The sequence below is a fragment of the Janthinobacterium sp. 75 genome (assembly GCF_004365495.1).
Lineage (GTDB): Bacteria > Pseudomonadota > Gammaproteobacteria > Burkholderiales > Burkholderiaceae_D > Janthinobacterium.
In genome coordinates, this window is the sequence record NZ_SORD01000001.1 from 1,198,963 (window position 1) to 1,224,477 (window position 25,515).

19 protein-coding genes are annotated in these 25,515 nt (G+C 63.5%); 11 read left to right on the top strand and 8 right to left on the bottom strand.

What is annotated here, in order from left to right; genetic code table 11:
- The first annotated feature begins 78 nt into the window (after positions 1-78).
- On the top strand, positions 79-789 hold the full coding sequence (locus tag C8C89_RS05570) for a heavy metal response regulator transcription factor (RefSeq protein ID WP_101483160.1): 711 nt from the start codon (positions 79-81) through the stop codon (positions 787-789).
- Positions 786-2,186: a heavy metal sensor histidine kinase gene (locus C8C89_RS05575; RefSeq protein ID WP_101483159.1), complete on the top strand. Its 1,401-nt coding sequence runs from the start codon at positions 786-788 to the stop codon at positions 2,184-2,186. Before C8C89_RS05570 ends, C8C89_RS05575 begins: the two co-directional genes overlap by 4 nt.
- Here C8C89_RS05575 and C8C89_RS05580 read toward each other — a convergent pair.
- Positions 2,183-5,521, bottom strand: coding sequence for an AAA domain-containing protein (locus C8C89_RS05580; protein ID WP_243857906.1), 3,339 nt, complete (start codon positions 5,519-5,521; stop codon positions 2,183-2,185). The genes C8C89_RS05575 and C8C89_RS05580 overlap by 4 nt on opposite strands.
- A gap of 213 nt (positions 5,522-5,734) precedes the next feature.
- Between C8C89_RS05580 and C8C89_RS05585 the strand changes: the two genes are divergently transcribed.
- Genes C8C89_RS05585 through C8C89_RS05600 form a run of 4 tightly spaced genes read left to right on the top strand, consistent with a single transcriptional unit; the run spans position 5,735 to position 11,008 of the window.
- Positions 5,735-6,145, top strand: coding sequence for a GntR family transcriptional regulator (locus tag C8C89_RS05585; RefSeq protein ID WP_208327674.1), 411 nt, complete (start codon positions 5,735-5,737; stop codon positions 6,143-6,145).
- 9 nt (positions 6,146-6,154) lie between these two features.
- Positions 6,155-7,078, top strand: a complete 924-nt coding sequence (locus C8C89_RS05590; RefSeq protein WP_101483156.1) for an ABC transporter ATP-binding protein — start codon at positions 6,155-6,157, stop codon at positions 7,076-7,078.
- A gap of 13 nt (positions 7,079-7,091) precedes the next feature.
- Positions 7,092-8,921, top strand: a complete 1,830-nt coding sequence (locus tag C8C89_RS05595; RefSeq protein ID WP_133989096.1) for a hypothetical protein — start codon at positions 7,092-7,094, stop codon at positions 8,919-8,921.
- Positions 8,918-11,008, top strand: coding sequence for a prolyl oligopeptidase family serine peptidase (locus C8C89_RS05600; protein ID WP_101483154.1), 2,091 nt, complete (start codon positions 8,918-8,920; stop codon positions 11,006-11,008). The genes C8C89_RS05595 and C8C89_RS05600 overlap by 4 nt, the downstream gene beginning before the upstream one ends.
- A 6-nt stretch (positions 11,009-11,014) precedes the next feature.
- Here C8C89_RS05600 and C8C89_RS05605 read toward each other — a convergent pair whose 3' ends face one another.
- Complete coding sequence (locus C8C89_RS05605; RefSeq protein ID WP_133989097.1) at positions 11,015-12,721, bottom strand: methyl-accepting chemotaxis protein; 1,707 nt, start codon at positions 12,719-12,721, stop codon at positions 11,015-11,017.
- Between the two features lie 232 nt (positions 12,722-12,953).
- Entirely contained in the window at positions 12,954-13,844 is an 891-nt protein-coding gene (locus C8C89_RS05610; RefSeq protein WP_101483152.1) for a LysR family transcriptional regulator, read from the bottom strand.
- A 119-nt stretch (positions 13,845-13,963) separates the two neighbouring features.
- Here C8C89_RS05610 and C8C89_RS05615 point away from each other — a divergent pair, with 119 nt between their 5' ends.
- Both C8C89_RS05615 and C8C89_RS05620 read left to right on the top strand, forming a co-directional pair.
- A complete protein-coding gene (locus C8C89_RS05615; protein ID WP_133989098.1) occupies positions 13,964-15,145 on the top strand; it encodes a serine hydrolase domain-containing protein in 1,182 nt (393 codons plus the stop codon).
- On the top strand, positions 15,142-16,332 hold the full coding sequence (locus C8C89_RS05620; RefSeq protein WP_133989099.1) for an MFS transporter: 1,191 nt from the start codon (positions 15,142-15,144) through the stop codon (positions 16,330-16,332). Before C8C89_RS05615 ends, C8C89_RS05620 begins: the two co-directional genes overlap by 4 nt.
- Here C8C89_RS05620 and C8C89_RS05625 read toward each other — a convergent pair.
- The 3 genes from C8C89_RS05625 to C8C89_RS05635 form a co-directional block, all read right to left on the bottom strand.
- A complete protein-coding gene (locus C8C89_RS05625) occupies positions 16,297-16,842 on the bottom strand; it encodes a DinB family protein (protein ID WP_133989100.1) in 546 nt (181 codons plus the stop codon). The genes C8C89_RS05620 and C8C89_RS05625 overlap by 36 nt on opposite strands.
- Before the next feature lie 31 nt (positions 16,843-16,873).
- Positions 16,874-17,473 carry a MarC family protein gene (locus tag C8C89_RS05630; RefSeq protein ID WP_101483148.1) on the bottom strand — a complete coding sequence of 200 codons (600 nt, stop codon included), beginning with the start codon at positions 17,471-17,473 and terminating at the stop codon, positions 16,874-16,876.
- Positions 17,474-17,589: 116 nt separating this feature from the next.
- A complete protein-coding gene (locus tag C8C89_RS05635) occupies positions 17,590-18,378 on the bottom strand; it encodes a helix-turn-helix transcriptional regulator (RefSeq protein ID WP_133989101.1) in 789 nt (262 codons plus the stop codon).
- 103 nt (positions 18,379-18,481) lie between these two features.
- On the opposite strand from C8C89_RS05635, the gene C8C89_RS05640 reads away from it, so the two are divergent.
- From C8C89_RS05640 to C8C89_RS05650, 3 genes are all read left to right on the top strand, one after another.
- Positions 18,482-19,399 carry a DMT family transporter gene (locus C8C89_RS05640; RefSeq protein WP_101483146.1) on the top strand — a complete coding sequence of 306 codons (918 nt, stop codon included), beginning with the start codon at positions 18,482-18,484 and terminating at the stop codon, positions 19,397-19,399.
- Positions 19,400-19,439: 40 nt separating this feature from the next.
- Complete coding sequence (locus C8C89_RS05645; RefSeq protein ID WP_166674674.1) at positions 19,440-21,074, top strand: hypothetical protein; 1,635 nt, start codon at positions 19,440-19,442, stop codon at positions 21,072-21,074.
- A 338-nt stretch (positions 21,075-21,412) separates the two neighbouring features.
- Complete coding sequence (locus tag C8C89_RS05650) at positions 21,413-23,146, top strand: methyl-accepting chemotaxis protein (RefSeq protein WP_101483144.1); 1,734 nt, start codon at positions 21,413-21,415, stop codon at positions 23,144-23,146.
- A gap of 1 nt (position 23,147) precedes the next feature.
- Here the strand turns inward: C8C89_RS05650 and C8C89_RS05655 are convergent, their stop codons facing one another.
- A complete protein-coding gene (locus tag C8C89_RS05655; protein ID WP_101483143.1) occupies positions 23,148-24,299 on the bottom strand; it encodes an AI-2E family transporter in 1,152 nt (383 codons plus the stop codon).
- A 169-nt stretch (positions 24,300-24,468) separates the two neighbouring features.
- Complete coding sequence (locus tag C8C89_RS05660) at positions 24,469-25,485, bottom strand: hypothetical protein (protein ID WP_133989103.1); 1,017 nt, start codon at positions 25,483-25,485, stop codon at positions 24,469-24,471.
- Positions 25,486-25,515 lie beyond the last annotated feature (30 nt).

The window sequence follows — 25,515 nt, forward strand, 5'->3', positions numbered from 1 at the left end:
CGCCGCATGACATTTTTATCATCCGCAGCGCGTGGCGTGGGGCGTAAAATGGTTTTATATTCTCATTAGAAAGCCGCCATGCGCATCCTGGTCATAGAAGACGAACCGAAGACGGGCGACTATTTGCTGCGCGGCCTGGCCGAGTCCGGTTTTACGGTGAGCCTGGCGCGCAATGGCCGCGACGGCCTGCACATGGCCGGCACAGAAGCCCCCGATTTGATCGTGCTCGACGTCATGCTGCCCATCATGGATGGCTGGCAAGTCTTGCGCGCTTTGCGGCTGCAGGAAGGCGGCGCGGACGTGCCCGTGATTTTTCTCACGGCGCGCGATGAAGTGCAGGACCGCGTCAAAGGGCTGGAACTGGGCGCCGACGATTACCTGGTCAAACCATTCGCCTTTGCCGAACTGGTGGCGCGCATACGCACTCTGCTGCGGCGCGGGCCACCGCGTGAAGACGACGTCATCCGCATCGGCGACATGGAAATCGATGTGATGAAACGCAAGGTCAGCCGGCAAGGCCAGCGCATCACCCTGACGGCCAAGGAATTCGGCTTGCTGCATTTGTTGGCGCGGCGCCAGGGCGAGGTGTTGTCACGCTCCATCATCGCATCGCAAGTGTGGGACATCAATTTCGAGAGCGACACCAACGTCATTGACGCGGCCATCCGCCGCCTGCGCAGCAAGCTCGACGATCCGTTCGAACCCAAGCTGATCCACACCTTGCGGGGCATGGGCTATGTCTGCGAATTGCGTGCGCCCACGGCTCCCGACGATGGTGCCGCCACATGAAGCTGGCGGAACTGCGCCGTTCGCTGACCCTGCGCGTGACGCTCGTCTTCGTGCTGATCGTGGCGCTCGTGTCGGCCGGGCTGGGCATGCATCTGTACCGCTCGTTCGTGGCGGAAATCGAGCGCCGCGACGACATTTTATTATTGGGAAAACTGCGGCAAATCCAGCAGTTGCTGGGCAATGCGGGCACCCTGGATATCATCCGCGAGCGGCCCCAGTATTTCCGTGACACCATGAGCGGGCAAGAGAATTCCCTGGTCCGCATCGTGCGCGCCGATGGCACGCGTTTGATCGATGTCAATCCACATGGCGAGAACGTCGTGCATGCGGTTCCCGTGGCCGTCGATGCGACCGTGACAAACAACGACATCGCCAGCTGGACCAGCCGCGACGGCTATCCGGCCAGGGTCGTGGCGGCCAGCGCGCGCATCGGCGATCCCGCGCAAATGGCCGACATTTCCGTGGCCCGCGTCTACGGCGACCGCACGGCGATGTTTGCCGCCTACCGCTGGCAGATCGTCGTATCCGTGGCTGTCAGCGCGCTGGTGGCGGCGATACTGGCCAGCGTGATGCTGCTGCGGGGATTGCGGCCATTGCGCAATATCGCCGCCCATGCGGCCCTCGTGCGGCCCGGCAAGCTGGAGCAGCAGCTGGAGGCACGCGATGCGCCCACGGAATTGCTGCCCCTGATCCAGGCCCTGAACGCCATGCTGGCGCGGCTGCAGGAAGGGTATGCGCGGCTGTCGCAATTTTCCGCCGACCTGGCGCATGAATTCCGCACGCCCGTTACCAATCTGCTGGGGCAAAGCCAGGTGATGCTGGCCCGCCCCCGCAGTGCGCAAGACTATGAACAGTTGGTGTCCTCGAATGTGGAAGAGCTGGAACGGCTGTCGCGCATGATCGACAGCATGCTGTTTCTGGCACGCGCGCAGCAGGAAGAGATGGTGATCGTCAAGCAGACCTTGCCCGTACAGGACGAGTTTTTAAGGCTGGCCGATTTCTTTGAAGGCCTGGCCGAAGAGCGCGACCTGGCGCTGGCTTGCCATGGCAGCGGCACGGTAACGGCCGAGCCGCAGCTGTTGCGCCGTGCGCTCGGTAACCTGCTGTCGAATGCAATCCGCCACGCGGCACCGGGCAGCACTATTCTATTGCGTTCGCACGCGACGAACGGGGGCGTGGCGTTAAGCGTGAGCAACCTCGGTCCCGCCATCCCAGCGCGTCACTTGCCCCACCTGTTCGAGCGCTTCTACCGCGCCGACCCGGCCCGCAGCGATTCGGCCGCCTCCACGGGCCTGGGGCTGGCCATCGTCACGGCCATCATGCAGTTGCATGGCGGTAGCGCAACGGTCGCATCCGACGCGGCCGCCACGACGTTTACTTTGGCCTTCCCTGCTTAGGTCATTTCTACAAGGAACTCATGCATGCCCGTATGCGGCAGTTGCGCGCAGGCCGGCGCAAAGTGCGGCAACTGCCCCCACAGCAGCGGGTTGCCGACGATGTACACGTAATGTTGCGCGCGCGTCAGGGCCACGTTGAGCAGGTTCGGCGTACTGGCCGCCCACTGCGCGGCGCCCGCCGTGCTGTCGTCGGCCCCGAGGACCAGCATAACCACGCTTTGTTCCTTGCCCTGGAAAGTGTGCACGGTGCCCACCATCTGACTGCTCCATTGGCGCAATTCGCGCGCGGTCGGCGCCTTGCCATAGCCGAGGCGGCGGTCCCAGTCCATGTCGACGATGCGCGAGCGCAGTTCGGTGCGCACGGCCTTGAATGGCGTAATCACATACATATCGGGCAGCTTGCCGTCGCGGCGATACAGTTTCAGCAGCACTTCCAGCACGAAATCGAGTTGCACGGGCACCACCTGCTTGTAGCTGACGGGGCCGACGGCATCGATCCAGCGGCTCGGACCCCGCGTGAGGCCGGGCGCGCCGGCCGGCGGCGTGCGTTCGCTCAAACCGTAGACCATCTTGTCTTCATAGGCGATGCTGTTCGCCAGTGAAAACATCGGTTCCACGCAGCGCCGGTGCACGCGCAAGGGACTGCCTATCCACAGCGGCTGGGCGCTGTTGGCGCCGATATGCGCGCCATAACGGTTGGCCTTGTCGGCCAGTGTCTGCACGGAAACGGAGGTCGGCGCGTAACTGCCATCCTGCGTGTGCGGCGACAGGGCGGACAAGGTTTGCACGAGGCGGCCCGGCACCGTGAACACGGGTTCGATCTGCAGCGGGTCGCCCACGACGACGGCACGCTTGGCGCGCCACAGGCTGCCCAGCGCCGCTTGCGGCACGGCCTGGCCCGCTTCATCGATGAATAGCCAGCCCAGCGATTCGGGGCCCATGCCCTGGAACTGGCGCGCGAACGAGGCGAACGTGGTCGAGACGACAGGCACCACCATGAACAGGCTGTGCCACACCATGGCGATGTGTGACTGGTCGTAGGCACGCTTGTTTTTCAGCAATTTTGACACGGCCAGCAAGTTGCCGCCAAAGCCGGGTCCCCCCTTTTTCGCCACTTCGGCCAGCCATGCTTCATGCAGGGCCAGGGCCTTGGCGAACAGGCGCGAGCGCAGGCGCGCCAGGGCCGGTTCATGCCACAGGCCGCCAATTTGCAGGGCGTCGCCGTCCAGCTCGTCCAGGGTCGCCGGGGCGATGATGGTGGGAAAGCGCATGCGCGCGCGGCGCAGCAATTCCGTGCTGTCATCCCATTCGCGCTGACGCGACTGCGCCGTGCGCAGGGCGATGTGCAGGCTGTTGCGGGCGCGCTCGCAGCGCGGTTCCAATTCGCCTTTCAGCAGCAGCTTGATGGCGGACACGTCGCGCGCGGCCTGGCGCTGCGCCTCGGCGTTGGCGACGACGGCCTCCTCGTAGGCACGCGCCGGTGCCGTGCGGAACAAACGGGCAAAGAAACCCGGTTGCGTCAGCGCCACCAGGCGTTCTTCTTCCAGCAATTCCTTCTTGCTGGCAAGCAAGGTGTCCTGCTGCGCCAACGCGCCGGACAGGGCGCCATTCGCCGCATCCATCTCTTGTTCTGCAGCAATCAGCGCTTGCTGGCTGGCCTGGATGAAGTCCGCTTCCGTGCACGTGCCCACGGCTTGCCACAAGGCCGCGTATTGAGCGTGCTCGGCCAGGGCCTTTTCCACCACGTGTTCCGTCTCGCGAAACTCGCGCGCCGCCTGGGCGAAGCTGACGCCCTGGTAGCTGGCCAGCCATTGGCGGATATTCTGCGCGTTCGGCGTCTTGCGCGCTGTGCTCTTGTCCCAGTCGTCGTCATAGAAATTGCTGACGAAGCGGCGGCGGTTCGCGCTATTGCCCAGCGCACAAGACATCAAGCCCCATGGCGCCTCGGTTTCGTCCAGAGCGCGGTTGGCGCCATTGCCGTCGGCCACGACCCGGCGCGCCACGCTTTCAAAATAGCGCGTGCGCGCCCATTCCTTGCCCAGCTGTTTCGGTTTTGGCAAATCGCCGGAAATGTTTTCCACCGCCGCATTGTTCGACGAGGCGACGACCATTTCAAAGCCCGTCAGTTCCGGGCGCAAACGGGCGATGGTGATGGGGTCGCGCACGCCTTCGAAGGCCACGGCCACCTTGCCGATGAAGGCGTCGCCGGCGCGGTCCAGGCAGGACAGCACGGCCGCGCGGCGCACGATGTTGTCGGCGAACAATTCGCGCAACAAGGTCGTCTTGCCCGTGCCCGGCGGGCCGTTGACGGAAAAGATGCCCCGCTCGCTCAAGCCCGTGCGCGCGCCGTGGATGGCGAATTGCTGCATCAGGCTCATGGCGTAGCTGGCGTCTTCCAGCCAGTGTCCGCGGTTCATATTGCCCGGATTGAGCATGGCGGCCAGCGCCTGGCGTCCGGCCGGGCTGTACAGGTCGATGCGCTCATCTTGCGCCAGCGGCGTCAGGTAGGCGGCGACAGTCGCGGGCAACTTGCCGCCGCGCAAGGCGCGGATGATCTGTTCCAGGTCATCGAGGTAAAAACTGTTGAGGATATCTATCGATGGTTCCACCGCGTTGCCAAAGTCCAGGCTGCGGTTCTGGCTGGTCTCAGCCAGGTCGGTTTCCGAGACTGCGGCGCGCTTCTTGCGCGTGCGCAATTCCAGCACGGCCAGCGGCTGGCCCGCGGACGGGTGGAAACCGGCCCAGTCCCGCAGCAGGTCGGCCAGGGCCGCGATTTCCATGCCGGAGAGGGGAAATGAGACATTGCCCGCCTCGTCCGTCACTTGCTGCGGGGCACGGGCGGCGGCGAAGTTACGCAAGCTGTCTTGCAGCGCCAGCTGGCTGTCGCTGAAGGCGTCCAGGCTCAGGCCCGACCAGTCCGGCGTGCGCACGCGGCCCAGCGCCCATGGCAAGGTCGACACGGACACGGGGTCGAACTGCGGCTCGCCCAGCACATTGAGGTTCAGGCGGGCAAAGCACGAGCGTCCCAGCAGTTCTGTTTTTTCTGTTTCGGCAATGTTTTCCGGGCCGTTGGCCGGTGGGCAAGCCTTGTTGATTTCGGCCTTGTCGAAGACGCCGAGGAACAGCGAAAAGCCGTCGATCTCGCGGTCGGACGGTACTTGCCATTGCGTGGCGAACTGCAGCGGCAATTGCGCCAGCTGTTCGCGCTGCAGGATACGCACGGTGGACTGGTCTTCAACGTCCGTGATTTGATTCAGGTCAAACGGGATAAAGAATTCGATCTTGTGCCAATACTCCAGGATAGCCAGGAGGCGCTGCTGTTCTGCCTGATTCATGATGACCAATATTTTGTAAAGCGAGCGAGGATTGTAAAGCGTATGCGCGGCGCGTGTTTTGCACTTTCGCCTATTGCGCGGGCTTTGCCGCAAAAAAAGTTGGCCTGTCAGTGGAAAGAAGCCGGACGGCAACTTCGAACGCCTCTTTGTCGTTGACAGCTTGTTATTGTTACTGCTACTGTACTGTCTGTAATAGTACAGTGGAGTCATGCCATGAACCTTCGAAGTCCCTTGATGCTGCAGATCGCTACAGGCGATCCGCGCCCCATCCATCGCCAGATCGTTGACGGTGTACGGCGCCTGATCGCCAGCGGCGAGTTGACGCTGGGCGCGAACTTGCCCAGTGTCCGTGGCCTGGCCTTGCAGTTGGGCATTAATCCGAACACGGTCGCCAAGGCTTATAGCGAACTGACGGCGGAGGGCTGGCTCGATGCGCGCGCCGGCCTGGGCCTGTTCGTGGCTGCGCCGCGCCAGCGCCTGTCCGACGAGGAACGCGCACGGCGTCTGGACGAAGCGTTGACCCGCTTCGTCGGCGACGTCATCGCGCTCGACTATCCCGCTGGCGTGGTGCTGGAACGCGTAGCGGGCGAACTGGCCTTGTGCCTTCCCAAGAAGACTGGCTGAGAGTATCCGATGACGAATGAACCCATCTTGCAGACCGACAAGTTGTCGCTGCGCTTCAAGGACAAGCATGCGCTTGACCAGCTTAGCCTGCGCGTGGCGCGCGGCGGCATCCATGCCATCGTCGGCGCGAATGGCGCTGGCAAGTCTTCGCTGTTCCGCGTGCTGCTGGGCTTCGAGGCGGCGACCGAAGGCAGCGCCCGTATCCTCGGTTGTGACTGCGCCCGGCTGACGCCGGACTTGCGTGGACGCATCGGCTATGTCAACGAGGAGCACACCTTGCCCCTGTGGCTGACGATCGGTGAACTGACCGCCATGCAACGCCGCCTGTATACGGGATGGAATGAGGAACGCTATTGCAGTGTGTTGCGCAACTTCAATGTATTGCCAGGGCAGCGCATCGCGCAGCTGTCGCGTGGCGAACGTGCCGGCGTGAATCTGGCGCTGGCGCTGGGGCAGAGTCCGGAACTGTTGATCCTCGACGAACCCACGCTAGGCCTCGATGTGGTTGCCAAGCGCCTGTTCCTGGGGGCCATGATGGAAAGCAGCTATAGCGATGACATGACCATTATCTATTGCTCGCACCAAATGGAGGAAATCGAGCGCGTGGCCGACCAGCTGATCATTCTTGAGCGCGGGCGTTTGTTGCAGGCTTGCGCGCCGGACGTCCTGTGCGAGCGGGTACTGCTGTGGGTGGCCGAATTTCCCTTCCTGCCACCCGATACGAGAGCGCTGCCCGGTATCTTGCATACCGAACATATTGATGGTCTGAGCCACTTCATGGTGCTGGACCAGGGACCGGAATTTGCCGCACGCCTGCGCCTGCTGGGTGCGCGCAGCGTGCACAACATGCCCGTCAGCCTCGACCGCGCCATCAATGCCTTGCTGGCGCGCGGGCATATTTCCTCTGCTAACCCCGCGCTGCACGCGGCCTGAGAAAGATTTCTTCATGCGCGACCTGTACCTGAGCGAGTGCCGCCGCTACCTGCGGGCCACCCTGATCTTTGCTGCCGTCCATATACTGGTGCAACTCTTCCTGGCCCGCTTAGGCAGCATCTTCCAGCAAGGCTGGCCCATGCAACTGCTCATCCTGGCCGTGTGCATGCTGGCAGGTCTGGGCCTTGCGCTGCATCAGATCGGCAGCTATCGCCAGCCCAGCCGCTGGCTGTGGCTGCTGCACCGGCCGCTGGCTCCCGGCGCCATCCTGGGAGGCTTGATGCTGGCGTCGGCCACGCTGATTGCCCTGGCCATCGGCCTGCCGCTGCTGCTGACCGTGCTGGGCACTGATTTTCTGTCGCCGCGCACGGTCGACATGCGCCACTACCTGGCCGTGCCTTACCTGGTGATGATGACGCTGATCGCCTGGTTGTGCGGCGCCGCCATCATGGTCAGCCGCCTGCGCTGTGCCTTCCTGCTTATTCTGCTGCCCTATGTGATGCTGTTGCACGCGGCCGGCGCGCTCAGCCTGCTGGTGGCGACGCTGCCCTGCGCAGCGTTGTTGATGTGGAACGTGCACGCCAGTTTCACGCCCAGCCGCATGCCGCTCGCCAGCGGCCGCACCGCCACGCTGGCACAGGCGGTGCCACTGGTGGTGGGCATGTATTGTCTGTTGCTGTGGGGTACGTTGGCTGTCTTTCACATCGCCCTGATCGGCTTGGGCCAGCATCCGCAGACGATGGCCATGCCGCCGGCTGGCGGCTACGCGGATGTGAGCCGCGCCGATGGCCGCAGCCTGATGCTTGCCGGACTGGCCGGCGCCCAGGATGAGCGTGCGCCACTGTGGCGGCGCCAGTTGCCTTTGCTCGAAGTGGGGACCTTGCAATCGACGATCACGCGCTATGCCGTGCGACAGCAATTGTCGAACCAGAATGCGCCGCCGCAGGCTGAGCTGAGCGATCTGCAGCAGCGCCTGACCTTCAATCACGGCAGCATGCGTTTCGACGTGCACGACATGCGCACGGGTGCGCTCATCAATCAGATGGGGCTGCATGGACTGGGGGACTTGCAAGCGTTTCCCGGCGTACCCGTACTTGCCGGTAATGTGCTCACCGGAAACATGGTGCTGGCATTCGAACCGGCTGGTCATGCGCTACGGTTGCAGGCACTCTTGCCAGCCGGGGAGCAAGCGGTAGCAGCACCGAAGAAAATCAGCGAACGCGTGTATGTGCTCAGCAACGGCCACCTGCTCGTCTATGCGCCTGCCGCAGCGGCGCAGCCCGGTGCTGCCGATACGGAAGTGTTCCGCCTGCCATTGCCTGTACCGCTGAGCAATCTGGAGCGGGTTGATATCGCGCCATTGCTCGACGGTACGCTGGTTTCCATCACGGGGGGGCGCGCCATGCAGTCAGGCGTATCAGGCAGTACGCAAGCGTTGCTGTTCGTCGACGCCAGCGGCCGCGCGCAGCCGGTCGCCACGCGCGCCATCGACCACGATTTTCCGCTGCTGTTCGAACACGCCGACTGGTGGCTCTCACCTGCGCTGCATGCGCTCGTCAATCTGCCGCAGCGGATGTATGCCGATGGCGCCGTGCCGGATCTGACTGACGACAATGCCCGGCCTGTCGCCCGTCCGGCTGCCGTCTGGAGTGCCGCACTGTTGGCCGCTTTGCTCAGCGTCATGGGCGCGTGGTACTGGCGGCGGCAGGCCGGCGATGTGCCGCGCATCTGGCTGCTGGCCTGCGCGCTGCTGGGGCCTCCCTGCCTGCTGACGCTGCTGATCCTGCATCCACGCTCGCCAGTACCGCAGGCGCGCCCGCTTGCTGCTGCGTTGGCCACATGATGGGCCTGGGCTACCGGCACTGTCTCTGGCACGCTGTCCTGGCCCTGGCGGCTGGCTTGACTCTGGCGCAGGCTCTGGCGGCACCCGCTGCCGTGACGGCGACCTTGACGTTGGCGCCATTGCTGGCTCGCAATGCCGCTCTGCCGCCAGCGCCGCGCATTCCCAGTGCTGCCTTCGAGCGTCGCCCGCGTCTGCATGCGGTACACCTGTCGCCGGACGGGGCGTCGGTAGCGTATCTGGATGGCGAGGGGGCAAAAGCCAGCCTGCATGTGCTCGACACCCGCACGCAAGTGGCCAGGCGCCTGCTGGCCTTGCCTGGGCAGGTGGCCTTGTTCTGGTCCGGCGACAGCAGCACGCTGTTCCTGGCCATGCCGGACGGCGTGTCGGTGGTATCCGTTGCCGACGGCAGCAGCTACAAGCTGGCCGCCTTTGACGGCAGGGCCGAGCATCGCTTGTTTCCCGCAGATGCCGCTCACGCGCGCCATGTGCTGATGGCAAGCTACGCTGCGGCCAGCGGTATCTATCGCCTGGAGCGCATGGACACGCAAGGCCAACGCGAGCTGTTGTACCAGGGCGAACAGCTTTCCGGTTTCCTGCTGGACGCAACGGGTCGGCCGGGCTTTGCCATGACCGTCGCCAGTGATGGCATGCGTAGCATCCAGCGTCGCCAGGCTGCGGGCTGGCAAGAGGTGCTGCGTTGCCAGCGCGTCGATGACTGCACGCTGGTGGCTGCCGCGCCTGATGCTTCCCGGCTGAGCATGCTCATGGCGCAGCATGGCGACCGCAGCGCGCTGATGGAGATTGATCTGGTGCAAGGCACGCGTCGCGTTGTGCATGCCGACCGCGCCGGCCTGGCAGATATCCGCCGGGTGATCAGCGATGCGGACCAGCGTACGCCGCTGTTTGCCCTGTTCGAATCGCCCATGCTGCACCATGCCGGGCTGACACAGTTGGCGCGCCGTGCCGTGGCTGATATTGACCGGCAATTTGGGCACGGAGGCGTCTTCATCGAAGCGGCACGAGGCGGGGCGACACTGTTGCTGATCGAGAGCGGATCACGCCTGAACCATGACCGTTACTGGCTGTACGACAGTGCCCGTCGCAGCACGCGCGAAATCCTGCAGGTGCAGCGCGCGGCTGGCCAGCCTTTGCCGCCGGGCCAGCTGGCGCAGACTAGCCCCATCCACTACCGTGCCTCGGATGGCGTGCTGGTCCATGGATATCTGACCTTGCCGCCCGGAAAGGTAGCGGCGTCGATGCCGCTGCTGACGCTGGTCCATGGCGGGCCGTGGGAACGGGTCAACGCCGCTTACGCGCCACTAGTGCAATTGCTGGCGAACCGCGGTGTCGCCGTGTTCCAGCCGAATTTCCGCGCTTCCGTCGGTTATGGCCTGCATTACATGACGGCGGCCGGTGGCGACCTGGGCAACGGCCGCGTACAGGCCGACATCGTTGATGGCGTGCGCTGGCTGCTGCGGCAGGGTGTGGGCGACCGGCAACGCCTGGCCATTGCCGGCCATTCCTTTGGCGGCTATGCGACCCTGCTGGCGCTGACACACACGCCCAGTCTGTTTCAGTTCGGCATGGCCATCGCACCGTCGCCCGACTTCGCGCGTACCCTGCGCACCATGGCCAGCGGGCCGGGCGGCGACCAGGCATTGCCGCTGCGTCTACAGGATATGGGTGTGGACTTGCAGGATGGCGTCGCCATGCGGACGCTGGAGGCTGGCGCCCCCGTACGCCACACGGACCAGGTTGGCAAGCCGCTGCTGATCATGGCTGGCGCCAGAGACAGCACGGTGCAGATCGCATCGGTGACGGATTATGTGGCCCGGTTACAGTTGTCCGGCAAGCCAGTCAGCCTGCTGGTCGATCCCGAGGAAGGGCATAATCCGCGCCATCCCCTGTACCGCCAGGCTGCGGCGTATCTGCTGGAACAATTGCTGCAGCAGCATCTGGGCGGGCCGGCGCCAGCTGCACCGGGAGCGCAATTGGACGCCTACTTGCGCCAAACGCTGAAAGCGAACCGGGCTTTGCCAGCGCTGTTCGCCGTGCCGGGGGCGGACGCAGCCCTTAATACCCCTTAAAACCCCTTAAAACTCTTCCCATTCGCTCTCTGCAGCGGCATTGCTGCGGCGCGCCGGTGCGGCGCCCACGGCCTGGCGCACGGGTGCCTTGCGGGCCACGGGGCGTGCGATGGCTGGCGCTGCCGGCGTCGCGCGCACAGGCGTCAGCTTGGCTGTGCTGGTGACTTGGTTGCCCGTCTTGAAGAAGCCCACCACGTGCGCCAGTTCGCCTGCCTGCTCCTGCATGCTTTGCGAGGCGGCTGCCGCTTCTTCCACCAGGGCTGCGTTTTGCTGCGTCACTTCATCCATCTGCGCAATGGCCATGTTGATCTGCTCGATGCCGATGGTTTGCTCGTGCGTGGCGGACGTGATTTCGCCCATGATGTCGGTCACGCGCACGATGCTGTCGACGATGTCGCCCATGGTCTGGCCCGCCTCGTTGACGAGGCGCGAACCCGTGTCCACGTTGGCGACGGAGGCGGCGATGAGTTCCTTGATTTCCTTGGCGGCCGAGGCCGAGCGGTGCGCCAGGTTGCGCACCTCTGTTGCCACCACGGCGAAGCCACGGCCCTGTTCGCCTGCGCGCGCCGCTTCCACGGCCGCGTTCAAGGCAAGAATGTTGGTCTGGAAGGCGATGCCATCGATGACGCCGATAATGTCGACGATTTTCTTCGACGATTCGTTGATGGTGCCCATGGTGTCGACCACTTGCGAGACGATGCTGCCGCCGCGCACGGCCACTTCCGACGCGCTTTTCGCCAGTTGGTTCGCCTGGCGTGCGTTGTCCGCATTCTGTTTCACGGTGGAAGTCAGTTCTTCCATGGCCGACGCCGTCTCTTCCAGCGAACTGGCTTGCTCTTCCGTGCGGGACGACAGGTCGAGGTTGCCGGCGGCAATTTCGCTCGACGCCGTGGAAATCGCATCCGTGCCATGGCGCACTTGCGCCACTACGCCCAACAGACTGTCGTTCATGGCTTTCAGGGCGCCCAGCAGGCGGCCCGTTTCATCGCTGGAATTGACGACGATGTGCGAAGACAAGTCGCCGGACGCCACGGTTTCGGCCACGCTGACTGCTGCATTGATGGGGTGGGTGATCGAGCGCGTGATGATCCAGGCAACAAAGGCGCCCAGCAGCACGGCCACGCTGCCCAGGATAATCATGGAGGCGCGCGCGCTGGTGCTCAGCGTTTCGGCTTCCGTTGCCGCTTGCGCCGCTTGCTCGCCTTCATACGCGACCAGGCTGTCGAGTGCGCCCAGCACGCGCTTCAGACTTGGTGCCGCCTGCTGCGTCAAAAAGGCGATCGCTTCTTCCGTCTGGCCCGCATTGCGCAGCTCGATGACCTTGTTGTTCAGCGGCGCGCCCGATTTCAGGGCAGCGTCCAGTTCGGCCATCAGCGCCTTTTCCTTGTCTGTCGAGATTTTGTTTTGCAAGGTTTCCTTGGCGGCGCCGTATTTCTTGCGCGCTTCACCGATCTTTGCCAGTTCCGCCTGTACCAGCGCTTCCGTTGGTGCCACCACCACGCTGGTGATCGCCAGGGTAATGTTGCGCACGTTGTCGCTCATGGTGTTGGCTGCGGCCATCTTGACGTTCTTGTCGGTCACGATGTCGTGGGTGCGTGCGCTCAGTTGCCCCATGGAATACAGGCCGACAAGCAAGACGGCTACCAGCAGGCCGAGGACGACAGCAAACCCGATTCCGAGACGGGTGCCGATTTTGAATTGTGTGAGTGACATGATTGCTTTCGTAGTGCGGAAGTGAGGGAGAACGTCGACAGGCCAGGCACCAGACACGGTCATGCCTTGCCACTACGGGTTAGTACGTAAGGGCGGCCTGCCTGTAATTGTTCCTCAAAATTCCGCACTGCAATACAAAAACTTGTATCAAGTCCCCGAAAAGTTAAATAATCGGCAGCAAATTAAATAAGTTGTCGTGTGGAAACAACGAGCGCGCCGTCGTCAGGAAACATTAGCGTTCGGGAAACACGTGCGTGGCCATGAAATCGATGAAGGCGCGCAGCTTCGGCGTCAGGTGGCGGCTGCTGGGCCACAGGATGCGGAAGGTACCGTCGTGCTGGCGGTGCGCGTCCAGCACCGGCTGCAAGCGGCCCGTACTCAGTGCCGCGCGCACGGCAAAGTCGGGCAGGGCGGCGATGCCCAGGCCGCTTTCGGCAAAGTGCAGCAAGGTGTCCACATTGTTGCAGTTCAGCACAGCGGGCAAGCCCGCCGCGTGCAGGGCTGGCCACTCGGGCAAGGGCCAGGCCTCGACCTTGCCACTACTGGGAAATTTGTACAGCAGGCAAGTATGGAGCAGCAGGTCGGCCGGCAGCTCCGGCGTGCCGTGCTGCGCCAGATAGGCGGGCGCGGCCACCAGCTGGAGCTGGAACTGGCCCAGCTGGCGGCTCATCAAACGGCTGTCGGCGCTCTCTCCCGCGCGCACCACGGCGTCGTAGCCTTCTTCGATCACATCGACCCGGCGGTCGCTGAAATCGAGGTCGAGTTCCACCTGCGGATAGGCGCATGCGAACGCGGCCAGCACAGGGTTGAGCAAGCTGCCGACCAAAGGCAGGCTGACGCGCAGCCGGCCTTGCGGCGCGCTCTTGCTATTGGATAACTCCAGCTCCGCCGCTTCGATCTCGCCCAGGATGCGCCGGCAGCGTTCGAGAAACACAGTGCCTTCGCTGGTCAGCGCGATGCTGCGCGTGCTGCGGTGAAACAGGCGCACGCCCAGCCGCTCTTCCAGCCGCGCGATGCTCTTGCCCACGGCCGAGGCGGAAATGCCAAGCACCCTGCCTGCCGCCACGAAACTGCGCGTTTCCGCTGCCTGCACGAAGGCCGTGAATCCCGCCAGGTTATCCATGTCGTCCCTTGTCACCATTGATTGCGGATGTCAGCGTCCGCACAGACAGAAACTATAGCCCATTTTTCTTTGATCGCGCCTGCCTTACCTTGGCAGCTTGACCATTTGAAAGGCTAGCCATGACTTCTCCCTTTTCTCCCGCGGCATTGTCCGCACGCATCGATCCTCTGCTGGACTTTGTTTTGCGCCAGCAGCGCCTGGTGGGCGCCGTGGTGCTGGTGCGCCAGCGTGGCCAGGATGTGTATCGCCGCGCGGCCGGCTACCTGGACCGCGAAGCGGGCGCGCCCATGCGCGAGGATGCCGTCTTTCGCCTGGCGTCCGTCAGCAAACCCATCGTCTCCACAGCCGCGCTGGCGCTGGTGGGACAGGATCGCCTGGGGCTGGACGACCCGGTGGCGCGCTGGCTACCGTATTTTGCGCCGCGCCAGCCGGACGGCGCCGTGGCGGCGATGACCGTGCGGCATTTGCTCACGCACACGGCCGGGCTCGACTATGGCTTTTTCCAGCCGCCCGGCGGCGCGTATGCGCAGGCGGGCGTGTCGGACGGCATGGATGCTTCCCGCATGAGCCTGGCAGACAATCTGCGCCGCCTGGCCACCGTGCCGCTGGCGTATGCGCCGGGCGAGCGCTGGGCGTATTCGATCGCCACCGACGTGCTGGGCGCCGTGATCGAAGCGGTGACTGGTTTGCCGCTGGCGCAAGCCGTGGAACACCTGGTGACGGCGCCGCTGGCCATGCGCGATACGGGATTTTTGGCTACCGATCCGGCGCGCCTGGCCGTGGCCTATGCGGACCGCGCAGCGGGAGAATCCCGGCCGCGCCGTTTGCTGGACGAAGGGGAGGACCATCTGCCGTTTCTCGATGGCATGGCAGGTTTTACCTTGTCGCCTGCCCGCGCCCGCGATGCGCAAGCCTACCCATCCGGTGGCGCCGGCATGGTCGGTTCTGCCCCTGACTTCATGCGCCTGCTGGAAACCTTGCGGCTGGGTGGCGCACCGCTGTTGCCACCGGCGCTGGCGCGCCAGATGGGCGAAAGCCAGACGGGCGGCTTCGACTTGCCGTTCTGGCCCGGTCGTGGCTTCGGCCTGGGATTTACGGTACTGACGGATCCGCTTGCCGCCGCCACGCCGGAGTCCGTGGGCAGCTGGCGCATGGGCGGCACGTATGGCCACTCATGGTTTGTTGACCCTGCGCAAGAACTGTCCGTGGTGGCGTTCACGAATACGGCATTGGAGGGCATGGCGGGGCCGTTCGTGATGGAACTATGCCAGGCAGTGTATGGCGCCAAGGAAATGCCATGACGCGCCCGCACCCGATCGTCTTCCTTGCGCTGGGCCTGTTTGGCGTGTATTGCATCGAGTTTGGCGTGGTGGGCATCTTGCCAATGATCATGCAGCGCTACGGCGTGACAGCCGCGCAGGCGGGATCGCTGGTGAGTCTGTTCGCCCTGGTGATCGCCGTGGGCGGGCCTTTCCTCGTGCTGCTGGCCACGCGCTGGCGCCGCAAGCGCGTGCTGGTGGTTTCCCTACTGGTGTTCGCGCTGGCCAGCGTGGTGTCGGCGTATGCGCCCCGCTTCGAGGTGCTACTGGCGTTGCGCATCGTGCCGGCCCTGTTCCACCCTGTGTATTTCTCGCTGGCCATGGTGGCCGCCGCCGCCCTGTATCCGCCGCAGCAATCGGCGCGGGCCGGCGCGCATGCGTTCACGGGCACCAGCATGGGCATGGTGCTGGGTATCCCGTTGACGACGTGGATCGCCGCCCAGTATGGCTACGAGGCATCGTTCCTTGCCTGCGCACTGGTCAATGCCCTGGCCGCCCTGGGTTTGTACCTGTTCTTGCCGGACACGCCGCAGCAAGCGCCGATGGCGTATGGCCGCCAATTGGCCGTGCTGCGCAAGCCCGCGCTGTGGCTGACGATTGCCGCCGCCGTATTTGTCTTTGCCGCCATGTTTGCCGTGTATGCGTATGCGGCCGCGTATCTGCAGCAGGAAGCGGGCCTGTCGGCGCGCCAGACGGGGCTGGCGCTGGTGGTGTTTGGCGTCGGCGGCGTGGCGGGCAATCTGTTCGCGGGGCGCCAGCTGGGCACGCATGTGCTGCGCACGGTCTTGCTGCAGCCCGTACTGCTGGGGCTGGCGTACTGGCTGCTGTACCAGTATGCGGGCGCTGGTACCGGCTGGGTGGCCCTGGCGGTACTGTTGCTGTTCTGGGGGGCGGCGCACACGAGCGGGCTGATCGTCACGCAAGTGTGGCTCAGCAGCGAAGCGCGCGAGGCGCCTGCGTTTGCCATCGGCGTGTACATCGCCGCCATCAACCTGGGCGTGACAGTGGGCGCGCTGGCCGGCGGCATGGCCATCGCCTGCTATGGCATGCAGGGCGCGCTGGCGTGCGGTGCGCTGCTGGGTGCCTTGGCGCTGGCCTTGATTTTGTTCAAGGCGTGGCTGTACCGCCCGTTGTCAGTCCTCGATATGGTTGGGGATGCGAAACAGTAAATCCGTGTCGCCGATGTCTACGCCCGCCTGCGACAGCAGGGTGCTGGCCTGGCCCCGGTGATGCGTCTGGTGATTAAAGAAATGCATGAGCAGGCTGAAAAACTCGCGCCGGTTCGGTCCCTTGCTGTTGCGGTAGTCGAGCAAATGGTCCAGGTCGGCTTCCGTGATGGAGGCGACCCAGTCGACGATGAGCTGGTCCAGCCACAGCCGGTGTGCGTGCATGGCGGAAAAATCGTCGGCCGCGAACAGCGGGTGCGTGAGCGAGGCGGGCGGCGTGATGGCGCGGATGGGGGCGAGCAGGGGAAAGCCGGCCGGGTGCTGGGCGTAGCGCTGCAGCCACAGGGTATCGCCCACCATCACGTGGTTCAGGGTGGCCAGCAGGGAGCCGAAAAAGGCGCCCCGCTCGCGCTCCAGCTCGCCGGGAGGAAGGCTGGCGGCCGCTGCATAGACCTTGGCGTTCATCCACTGGTTGTAATCGGCCATCAGGCAAAGGTGGGCGCAACGGCTCATGCTGGACTCCTTCAGTGGATGAATGACAATGTTAAACGGATTTCAAAAACGCGCGTATGCCGGCGAGTAACATTTCAATGGCCATCGCCGTCAAAATCAAGCCCATCAGGCGCTCGAACGCTGTCATGACCCTAGGACCGAGCGCCCGCTGCAAGCGTTCGGCGCACAGGAAGACGGCCAGCCAGACGACGGCCACGGCCGTCAGCCCCGCCACGTGGGCGATGACGTCGTTCATTTCATGCGAGGAAAACAGCAGCACCGTGGCCAGCGCCGACGGGCCGGCCAGCGCGGGGATGGCCAGCGGCACGATGAACGGTTCGCCGCCCATCTCGTGGTCGCTATTGCCCGCATTGGGCTGCGGAAACACCATGCGCATGGCGATCAGGAACAGGATCACGCCGCCGCCGATGCGCAGCGCCACTTCCGACAATTGCAAGGCGTTCAGGAAATGGCGGCCGAAGAACATGAACAGCAGCAAGATGCCGAAGGCGATCATGCACTCGCGCACCACGACTTTCCAGCGCCGCTCGACCGGTACCCGTTTCAGGGCATTGACGAACAGGGAAACGTTGCCGAACGGGTCGGTGACGAGCAGGAGCAGGATAAAAGTCTGGAAGAAATTCTGTGTCATGGTGGCGTGATTAAGGTCAACACCGCTGCCAGGATGGGCGCGGTGCGATAAGGCTTGCGATGATAACAAGAGCGGCGCTTATCGCCCATGATTATTGATGCATAGCAGCATTTTTTTTAAGCCGCGATGACTTTTGCCTGGTAAAACGCGGTTGGCGTGGTGCCGAAATGCTTCTTGAACATGGCGGTAAATGCGCTCTGGCTCGTGTAGCCATTGTCCATGGCCACGTCGATGACCTTGCTGCCGCGCGCCAGTTGTTCCAGCGCACGCAGCAGGCGTGCCTGCTGGCGCCACTGGCCAAAGCGCATGCCCGTTTGTTTCTGGAACAATCGGTGCAGGCTGCGCTCGGTGATCGCCAGTTCCTGTGCCCAGTGCGCCACCGTCTGCTGTTCGCCTGGCTGTTCCATCAGTCGCGCGCAAATGCCGCGCAGGCGCGCATCAAAGGGCAGCGGCAGATACAGGGGCAGTACAGGCAGGCTATCGAGCTCGTGCAACAGCAATTGCAGCAGATGCCAGTCGCGGCTGCCTTCCGTGAAATCGGGCGCGATGTCGACGGCCGCCACGATCAATTGCCGCAGCAGGGGACTGATGTCGAGCACACAACTGTGGCGCGGCAGCAGCGGTGAGCTGGCGCAATCGATGAAGACGGTGCGCATCTTGACGGCGCCGCTCATGCGCACCTGGTGCGCGATGCCGGGCTGCAGCCACACGCCGCGCGTGGGCGGCACCACCCAGCGCCCGCCCTGCGCCTCGATGGTCATCACGCCCTCGATGGCATACAGCAATTGCGCATGCGTGTGGCGGTGCACCGAAATCACGTGGCCATGCGCGTAGTCGACGGCCAGCGCCATGGCGCGCGCCGTGACGGGCAGCAATTCCTGAAAGGCGGGGGAGGTGCAATCCATACAAATAAGGTCAGTTTTGCGATAGGTGTAGACATATTAGCGCGAGAAAGCGTAGCGCGCCTGCGGCATGATGGTTCCCCCGCAACTATTCCTGGAGCTACGCATGCCTGTGCGCGCCTATCTGTATCCCTTCCTGGCCATGCTGCTGTGGGCCGGCAATGTCGTCGTGTCCAAGCTGGCCGCGTCCAGCATCGCCCCCACGGCCATTACCTTTTACCGCCTGGTCCTGGTCTTGCTGGTGATGACGCCGTTTATCGCCCGCCCCCTGTGGCGCAACCGCGCCGCCATCCGCCGCCAGTGGTGGCAGCTGGCGCTGTGCGGCGTGATGTCGATGGCGCTGTTCCAGAGCCTGTCCTACCGCGCCGCCGAATCGACGACGGCGACGAATATGGCCATCGTCACGGCGCTGGCACCCCTGATGACGGCCCTGCTCAGCGTGCTGCTGCTGGGCGAGCGATTGACGGTGGGCATGGCGGCCGGCGGCGTACTGTCGTTTGGCGGCTTGCTGTATCTGGTAGGGCGGGGCGATATGTTGGGCCTGCTGCAGCAGGGCGTGCATGCGGGCGACGCGCTGATGCTGCTGGCCTGCCTGAGCTTTGCCCTGTACGGCGTGCTGCTGCGCCGCTGGCGCTTGTCCATTCCCGCCTGGCAAGCCATTTATTGCCAGGCGCTGGCGGCCCTGGCTTGCATGCTGCCACTGTTCCTGCTGCTGCCGCCCGGCAGCGCGAGGCTGGACGCCACCACCTTGCCCCTGATCGCTTATGCGGGCATCGGCTCGTCCATCGTCCTGTCCTACCTGTGGATCGAAGGTGTCAAACTGCTGGGGCCGAACCGCTGCAGCATCTACGTCAACCTGCTGCCTTTGCTGACGGCCTTGCTGGCCATCGTCTGGCTGCATGAAAGCATGCATCTGTATCACCTGGTCGGCGGCGGTATCTCGCTACTGGGCGTGCTGCTGGCGCAGACGGTGCAGCGTCCCCTGTTTGGCCGCTACCGTCCTGGGGTGTCCGGCATTGCCTGAATGGCCATGCATAATGGCGGTTTTGGGCAGTGGGGTTGGCATGCGGCAAACATTTTGGATGAGCACGATGGTGGCGCTGATGGCGCTGGGCACCTTGGCGCCGGCACAGGCAGCGGCGCGTTTTTACGCAGGCCAGCCCATGGCCTATGCCAGTGCCGTCGAGCGCCGCGATGGCGGCGTGGTGCTGGCTTTCCTGCGGGAAAACGGCGAAGTCAACGGCTACTATTGCCAGTGCAATGACGGCAGCGACAAGCGCATGAACCTGGACAAGTATGGCCAGGCCAGCATCGAGGCCGTGTTCCAGCTGGACCTCGACAGTGAAGGCGAAACCACGTTCGTGCTCAGCCGCAGTGGCGCTCGCAGTGACAACCGCAGTGATAACCCCTATGGCTTGCATGCCTACCGCTACGAACGCAGCGGCGGCAGGATGTTCAAGGTGGCCACCTTGCAGCCCGCACTGGACGCCATCGTGCGCGGCGCCAGGGTCATGGATGAGGCGCGGGTGCGCGCGGCGCTGGCCTCCCTGCAGCTGATTGATTACAGCATCGCTTACGCGCCCTCGGGCGTGACCGAGTTCGATGCCATCGAGCATGCGCATGGCACCCTGATTGGCTATTTCAATATCGACGGCGAGTTACTGCCAGCCAAACCTGCGGACGCCCCGGCGTTTGCCTATAAGAAAACCTTCCAGGAAAAGGATGGCCATTATCTGACCGTCACGTATCTGCTGGGCAAAGGGTGGGAAGGGGGGCGCGCGCCCAGTTACCACGTCAAGTGGATCACGTGGGAAACACAGCCACAGCGCTTTGCCGCCAGCCAGGATGGGCTGTTCATCGAATACGACGTGAACTGCTGCGTGGGCAGCGTGTTTGCCCACGGCCTGTATGCGCTGGGCAAGCGCACCGGCCTATGGCACTTCGAAGAGCCGAACACCATTCGTTCGTTTGGCGCCTTTGTCGACGACAAGGCCGAGGGGCCGTGGACGTATGAAAGCGGCGACGAAACCACGAAAGGCATGATGCAGCGGGGCCAGCGCACGGGCCGTTGGGAAGTGAGTCCGGGCGTGGCTGAATGGCGCGAAGCGGACATGCATAGCTTCACCGGCTACGACCATTTTGTGAAAGACCGCTTGAACGGTCTTAGCGAGCGCCGCGTCGATGGCGTGGTGCAATGGCAGGGAAATTATGTGAATGGCAAGAAACAGGGCCAGTGGGTGGAACCTGGCGGTGGCGGCAACTACGTCGATGACATCAAGCAGGGGCCGTGGAAAAAGGCGACGCCAGACGGCGGCTGGCAAGTGTTGACCATGCTCAATGGCGAACCGGAAGGCAAGCTCGAACAATATGCGGCCGATGGCCAGCTGCAACTGGTCGAACATTACCGCCTGGGCGTGCTTGAGGGGCCGATGCAAAGCTTTTATCCGGATGGCAAGCGGCGTTACGAGGGCAGCTTTGCCGACGGCAAGCGCGATGGTGCGGAAACCCTGTTTTATCCCGATGGCGAAGTGCCGCAATTTCACCGCAACTGGCACAAGGGCGTGCTGCATGGTGTCAACATCGAACATTTCCAGAATGGGAAACCGAAGCAGATTGGCAGTTATCACATGGGCAAGAAAACGGGCCGGTTTCAGTCTTTCCGCGATGATGGCCAGCTCATCGAAGAAACCGTCTATTAACATACCTGGCATTCCGACGCGAGGGCGCACGGCAGCGGAATGCCAGTTCTGCGCAAAAAACATCATCCGCTTGTTACAAAGCGTGAAAATCCCAGCTGCATATTGCTACCAGTAATCTTTCCCTGTATCTTGCGATCAGGAAATTAAAAGTACAGGAAACCTCAACCCTGTTGCCCTGTATTTCACTCCTGACGATATGCGCGGGCCGCCTTCCCCCCTGCTGCCGCACACGCCGTATCGATCTGTCCTGAACAATTCACGTGACCCGCCCATCTGGCGCTTGCTGCTATCCCATCTGGCCAGCGCAGGCATGGTTACGCCCCTACCAAGGAAACTGCATGCTGTCGAACATAACAATAAAAATGCGCCTGATCGCCACTATGAGTGTGCTGGGCTTGCTGATCGCCGTGCTGGGCGTCATGAGTATCATCAGCCTGAAATCGGCGAATAACAGTCTCAATGAGGTCTACAGCAATCAGCTGGCATCGACGCAAGCCATCGGCGAATCGCAAATCGCCCTGGGCCGCGCCCGTTTCACGATGGACCGCGTGATGGTGCACCCGGATGCGCCGGATGCCAAGGAGACCCTGGCACGCTCCGAACAATTCATGGAAGCATCCAACAAGTCCTGGAAGGTGTACCTGGGCTTGCCGCAAAGCGCGGAAGAAAAGCGCCTGTCCGACGACATGGACAAGAAGCGCAGCGACTATATCAATAATGGCGTGCTGGCCATGGGCAAGGCTTTGCGCGAAAACAATATCGAGCAGGCGGACAAGCTGATGATGACGGGCTTGTCGCCCCTTTACCGCACCCTGGACCAGGCAGCCGAAACATTGACGCAATATCAGTCCACCTCGGCCGCCGCGATGTATGCGGATAGCCAGGCCAGCTACCACACGCAAGTGACCATGGCCATCATCGGCATGGTAGTAGGCGCCTTGATGACGATTATTTCCAGCATTTTGCTGCTGCGCGCCATCTTTGGCCCGCTGGACCAGGCCCTGCGCCATTTTGGCGCCATTTCGGACGGCAACCTGGCCAACGACATCGTCATCACGCGCCAGGATGAAATGGGTGCCTTGCTGACGGGCTTGCAGCAGATGCAGGAACGCTTGTCGACCACCGTGCGCGGCGTGCGCGACGGCAGCGGCGCCATCGCCACGGCCAGCAATGAAATCGCTTCGGGCAATCTGGATTTGTCGAGCCGCACGGAGCAGCAAGCCTCCAGCCTGGAAGAAACGGCGTCCTCGCTGGAAGAGCTGACCTCGACCGTCAAGCAGAATTCCGACAATGCGCGCCAGGCGAACCAGCTGGCCGTGTCCGCATCGGACGTGGCCGTCAAGGGCGGCGCGCTGGTGGCGCAAGTGGTCGATACCATGGGCACCATCAGCGAATCGTCGAAAAAGATCGCCGACATCATCGGCGTCATCGATGGCATCGCTTTCCAGACCAACATCCTGGCCCTGAACGCGGCCGTGGAAGCGGCGCGCGCAGGCGAACAGGGCCGTGGTTTTGCCGTCGTCGCCACGGAAGTGCGCAACCTGGCGCACCGTTCGGCCAGCGCCGCCAAGGATATCAAGGTGCTCATCGAAGCGTCGGTGCAGAACGTGGGCGCCGGCAGCGCACTGGTCAGCCAGACGGGCACAACGATGGACGAGATCGTGTCCAGCATCCGCCGCGTGACGGACATCATGGGCGAAATCAGCGCCGCCGGCCACGAGCAGGAACTGGGCATCGGCCAGATCAATCAAGCCGTGGCGGAAATGGATACCGTGACACAACAAAATGCGGCACTGGTGGAAGAAGCGGCAGCCGCTTCGGAATCGATGCAGGAGCAGGCAGCGGCGCTGGCCGAGATGGTCAGCATCTTTAAACTCGACGCCGCCCACAGCGGCCCTGCCGCCGCCAAGCCTGCCTTGCGCAAGCCTGTCGTGGCCGCCGCCAGCACGGCCTTGAAACGCCCGGCCTTGCGCCTGGCGCCCGCCCGCGCCGCAGCAGGACCTGTCGCTGCCGCAAAACCGCGTCCGGCCAAACCTGCCGCGGACAGCAGCGGCGAGTGGGAAGAGTTTTAAATTACTGCGCTGGCAGGGTGGCCTTGCTGCCCTGTTCCTGCAGCAGCGCCGCCTCGGCCAAGGCCTGGGCGCGCGCTTCCTCTGCTGCCTGTTCCGCTTTCTCCAGTGCATCGTGGCGCGCCTGCAAGGCCGCCCTGGCGCGCACGAAGACGATCTTGATGGCCGCCATCACGGGCACGGACAGGAAGATGCCCACCACGCCACCGAGCTGGTCGCCGGCCAGCAAGCCGACGATGACCATCAGCGGACTCACTTCCACGCCTTCGCTCATCAAGTACGGATTGACCACGTAATCCTGGAACAAACGGTAGGCGGCAATAAAGCCGATCAGCCAGAACACGTGCTCGAAGCCGCTGAAGCCGGCCACGACCACGGCGATGACGGCCGCCGCCAGCGGGCCGGCAAACGGGATGAATTCCAGCAAGGCGGCGGCGCCGGCCAGCAGCAGGCTGTACGGTACGCCCATCAGGGAGAAGGCAATGCTGTAGGACACAAAAGTGGCGATCGACAACAGCAGCAGGGCGCGCACATAGCGCGACAGCAAGATGTCGAGGTCATCGATGATGGCGCCCCAGAGTTTCTTGTTCGGGCGGTTCAGCAAGGACAGCAAACCGTCGCGCATGTCCGGCCCTTCCTTGATCAGCAAAAAGCTCAGCACGGGCACCAGCACCAGATAGATCAGGTTGCTGGCTGCATGCATGACGGTCAAGCCCAGCTCTTTCGCCAGCGGCATGGCTTGTCCCGTACCGCTGCTCAGCTGCGTCTGCATGAACGACAGCAGGCGCGCGCGCAAGGGTTCCATGAATTCCGGCAAGGGGATGCGCTCGGCAAAATTGTTGCCTTTGAGTAGTGTTGGCAACTGGTCGCTGAGCTTGATCGCCTCTTCCTCGATCCGCGCCCCAAAGATCGACCCCAGCACCGCCACCAGCAAGATCACCACCAGGAAGACGATGCCGATATTGGCCGTGCGTGGCAGGCGCTTCGGCCCATGCCGCTCCAGCAGTCCGATCAGCGGATACACGAGATAGCTGAAGAAAATGGCAAAGACCACCACGATCAGGGTCGACGAGACCTTGTAGGTGAGGAAGAGCAGGAAGGCGATCAGGAACGCCGTCCACACCATCTTGGCAACGCGCAAGTTAAAACCGAACATATGACTCCTTAGGGCAGGATGCTACGCAAGCGTGGCTGGCTTGAAGGGCTGGTGGGCAAGGCAGGGACCGGGCCGGGCCGCACGGCCGGAAATCATACCGCAAAATGCCAAAATGCCATGCTCCTGTGCGTGATGGCAATGTTTTCCCCTGTTCGGAGTCCTCTCAGGCCTATTGTTCCCGCCAGCTGGCCACGGTGATGAACACACTGTCCTTCTTGCCCTGTTCGCGCAAGGTCACCGTGTAGCGGCCGCTCGTATCGCTGCCGGTCAACACCACCTTGTCGTCATGCCCCTTCACTTGCGCGCCCTTGGCCAGTTTGGCGTAGGTGTTGAGCACCCAGTGGAAATCGGCATAGCTGCGCAGGGTGATGCTGGCATCGGGCATGGGCTCGTCGCCCGCCTCCGCCGCTTCCGTGGGCGTGCGCATGGGCAAACCGGCCAGGCCTGCCGGTGCGATGAGTTTGCCGCCGCTGGAACTGCTGTTCAATTCCGCATTCGGCAGCAGCAGATGCAGCAAGCTGGCGGGAAAGCCGGGAGGCACATCGCGCTGTTCCCAGCCGGGCTGGTCGGGGCGGGTAGTGATGTATTCCACCGCAGCAATGCTTTGCCGCTGCTCCGGCGTGGTCTTTGCCAGCATGGGCGGCAGCTGCCGCGCCCAGACGAGCAGCGGCGCGGCCATCTCGTCCTCCGCGCCCGGTGGCAAAAACACCGTCAGCACGGCATGCGTGGACGGCAGGCAGGCGGGGGCGGCGTCGCCAATGGCGGCCTGGCAATGACCGTTGACGAGGCCCAGCGCCAACAGCTTGCGTTGCGGGTCGAACAGCATGGCGGCGCGCCATGCACCGTGCGTGCTGGCATCGATGGAGGCCAGCACCGAGCGCCCGTCGGGCAGCATGGTGCGCTGGATGTCATGCAGCGAACGCATGCTGTCGAGTACCTGGAGCGCGATCAAGGTATCGCCTTGCGTATAGTCGCCACGCGCATAGCCGAGCAGCCTGAAGACGTCGGCGCGGATTTGTGGATGCTCGTTCAGGCTTAACGGCGGCGACGGCACGGAAACAGGCACGGTGGCGGCCACGAAGGCGGCATCCTCGGCAGAAATGGCTTGTGCCATGCTGGAAAGCGGCAGGCACAGGGCGGCGCACAGCGACAGCATGCGGAAAGTGATTTTTCCTGGGGTATTCAATGGCAATCCTTGTCGAGACGCCATGCCGGA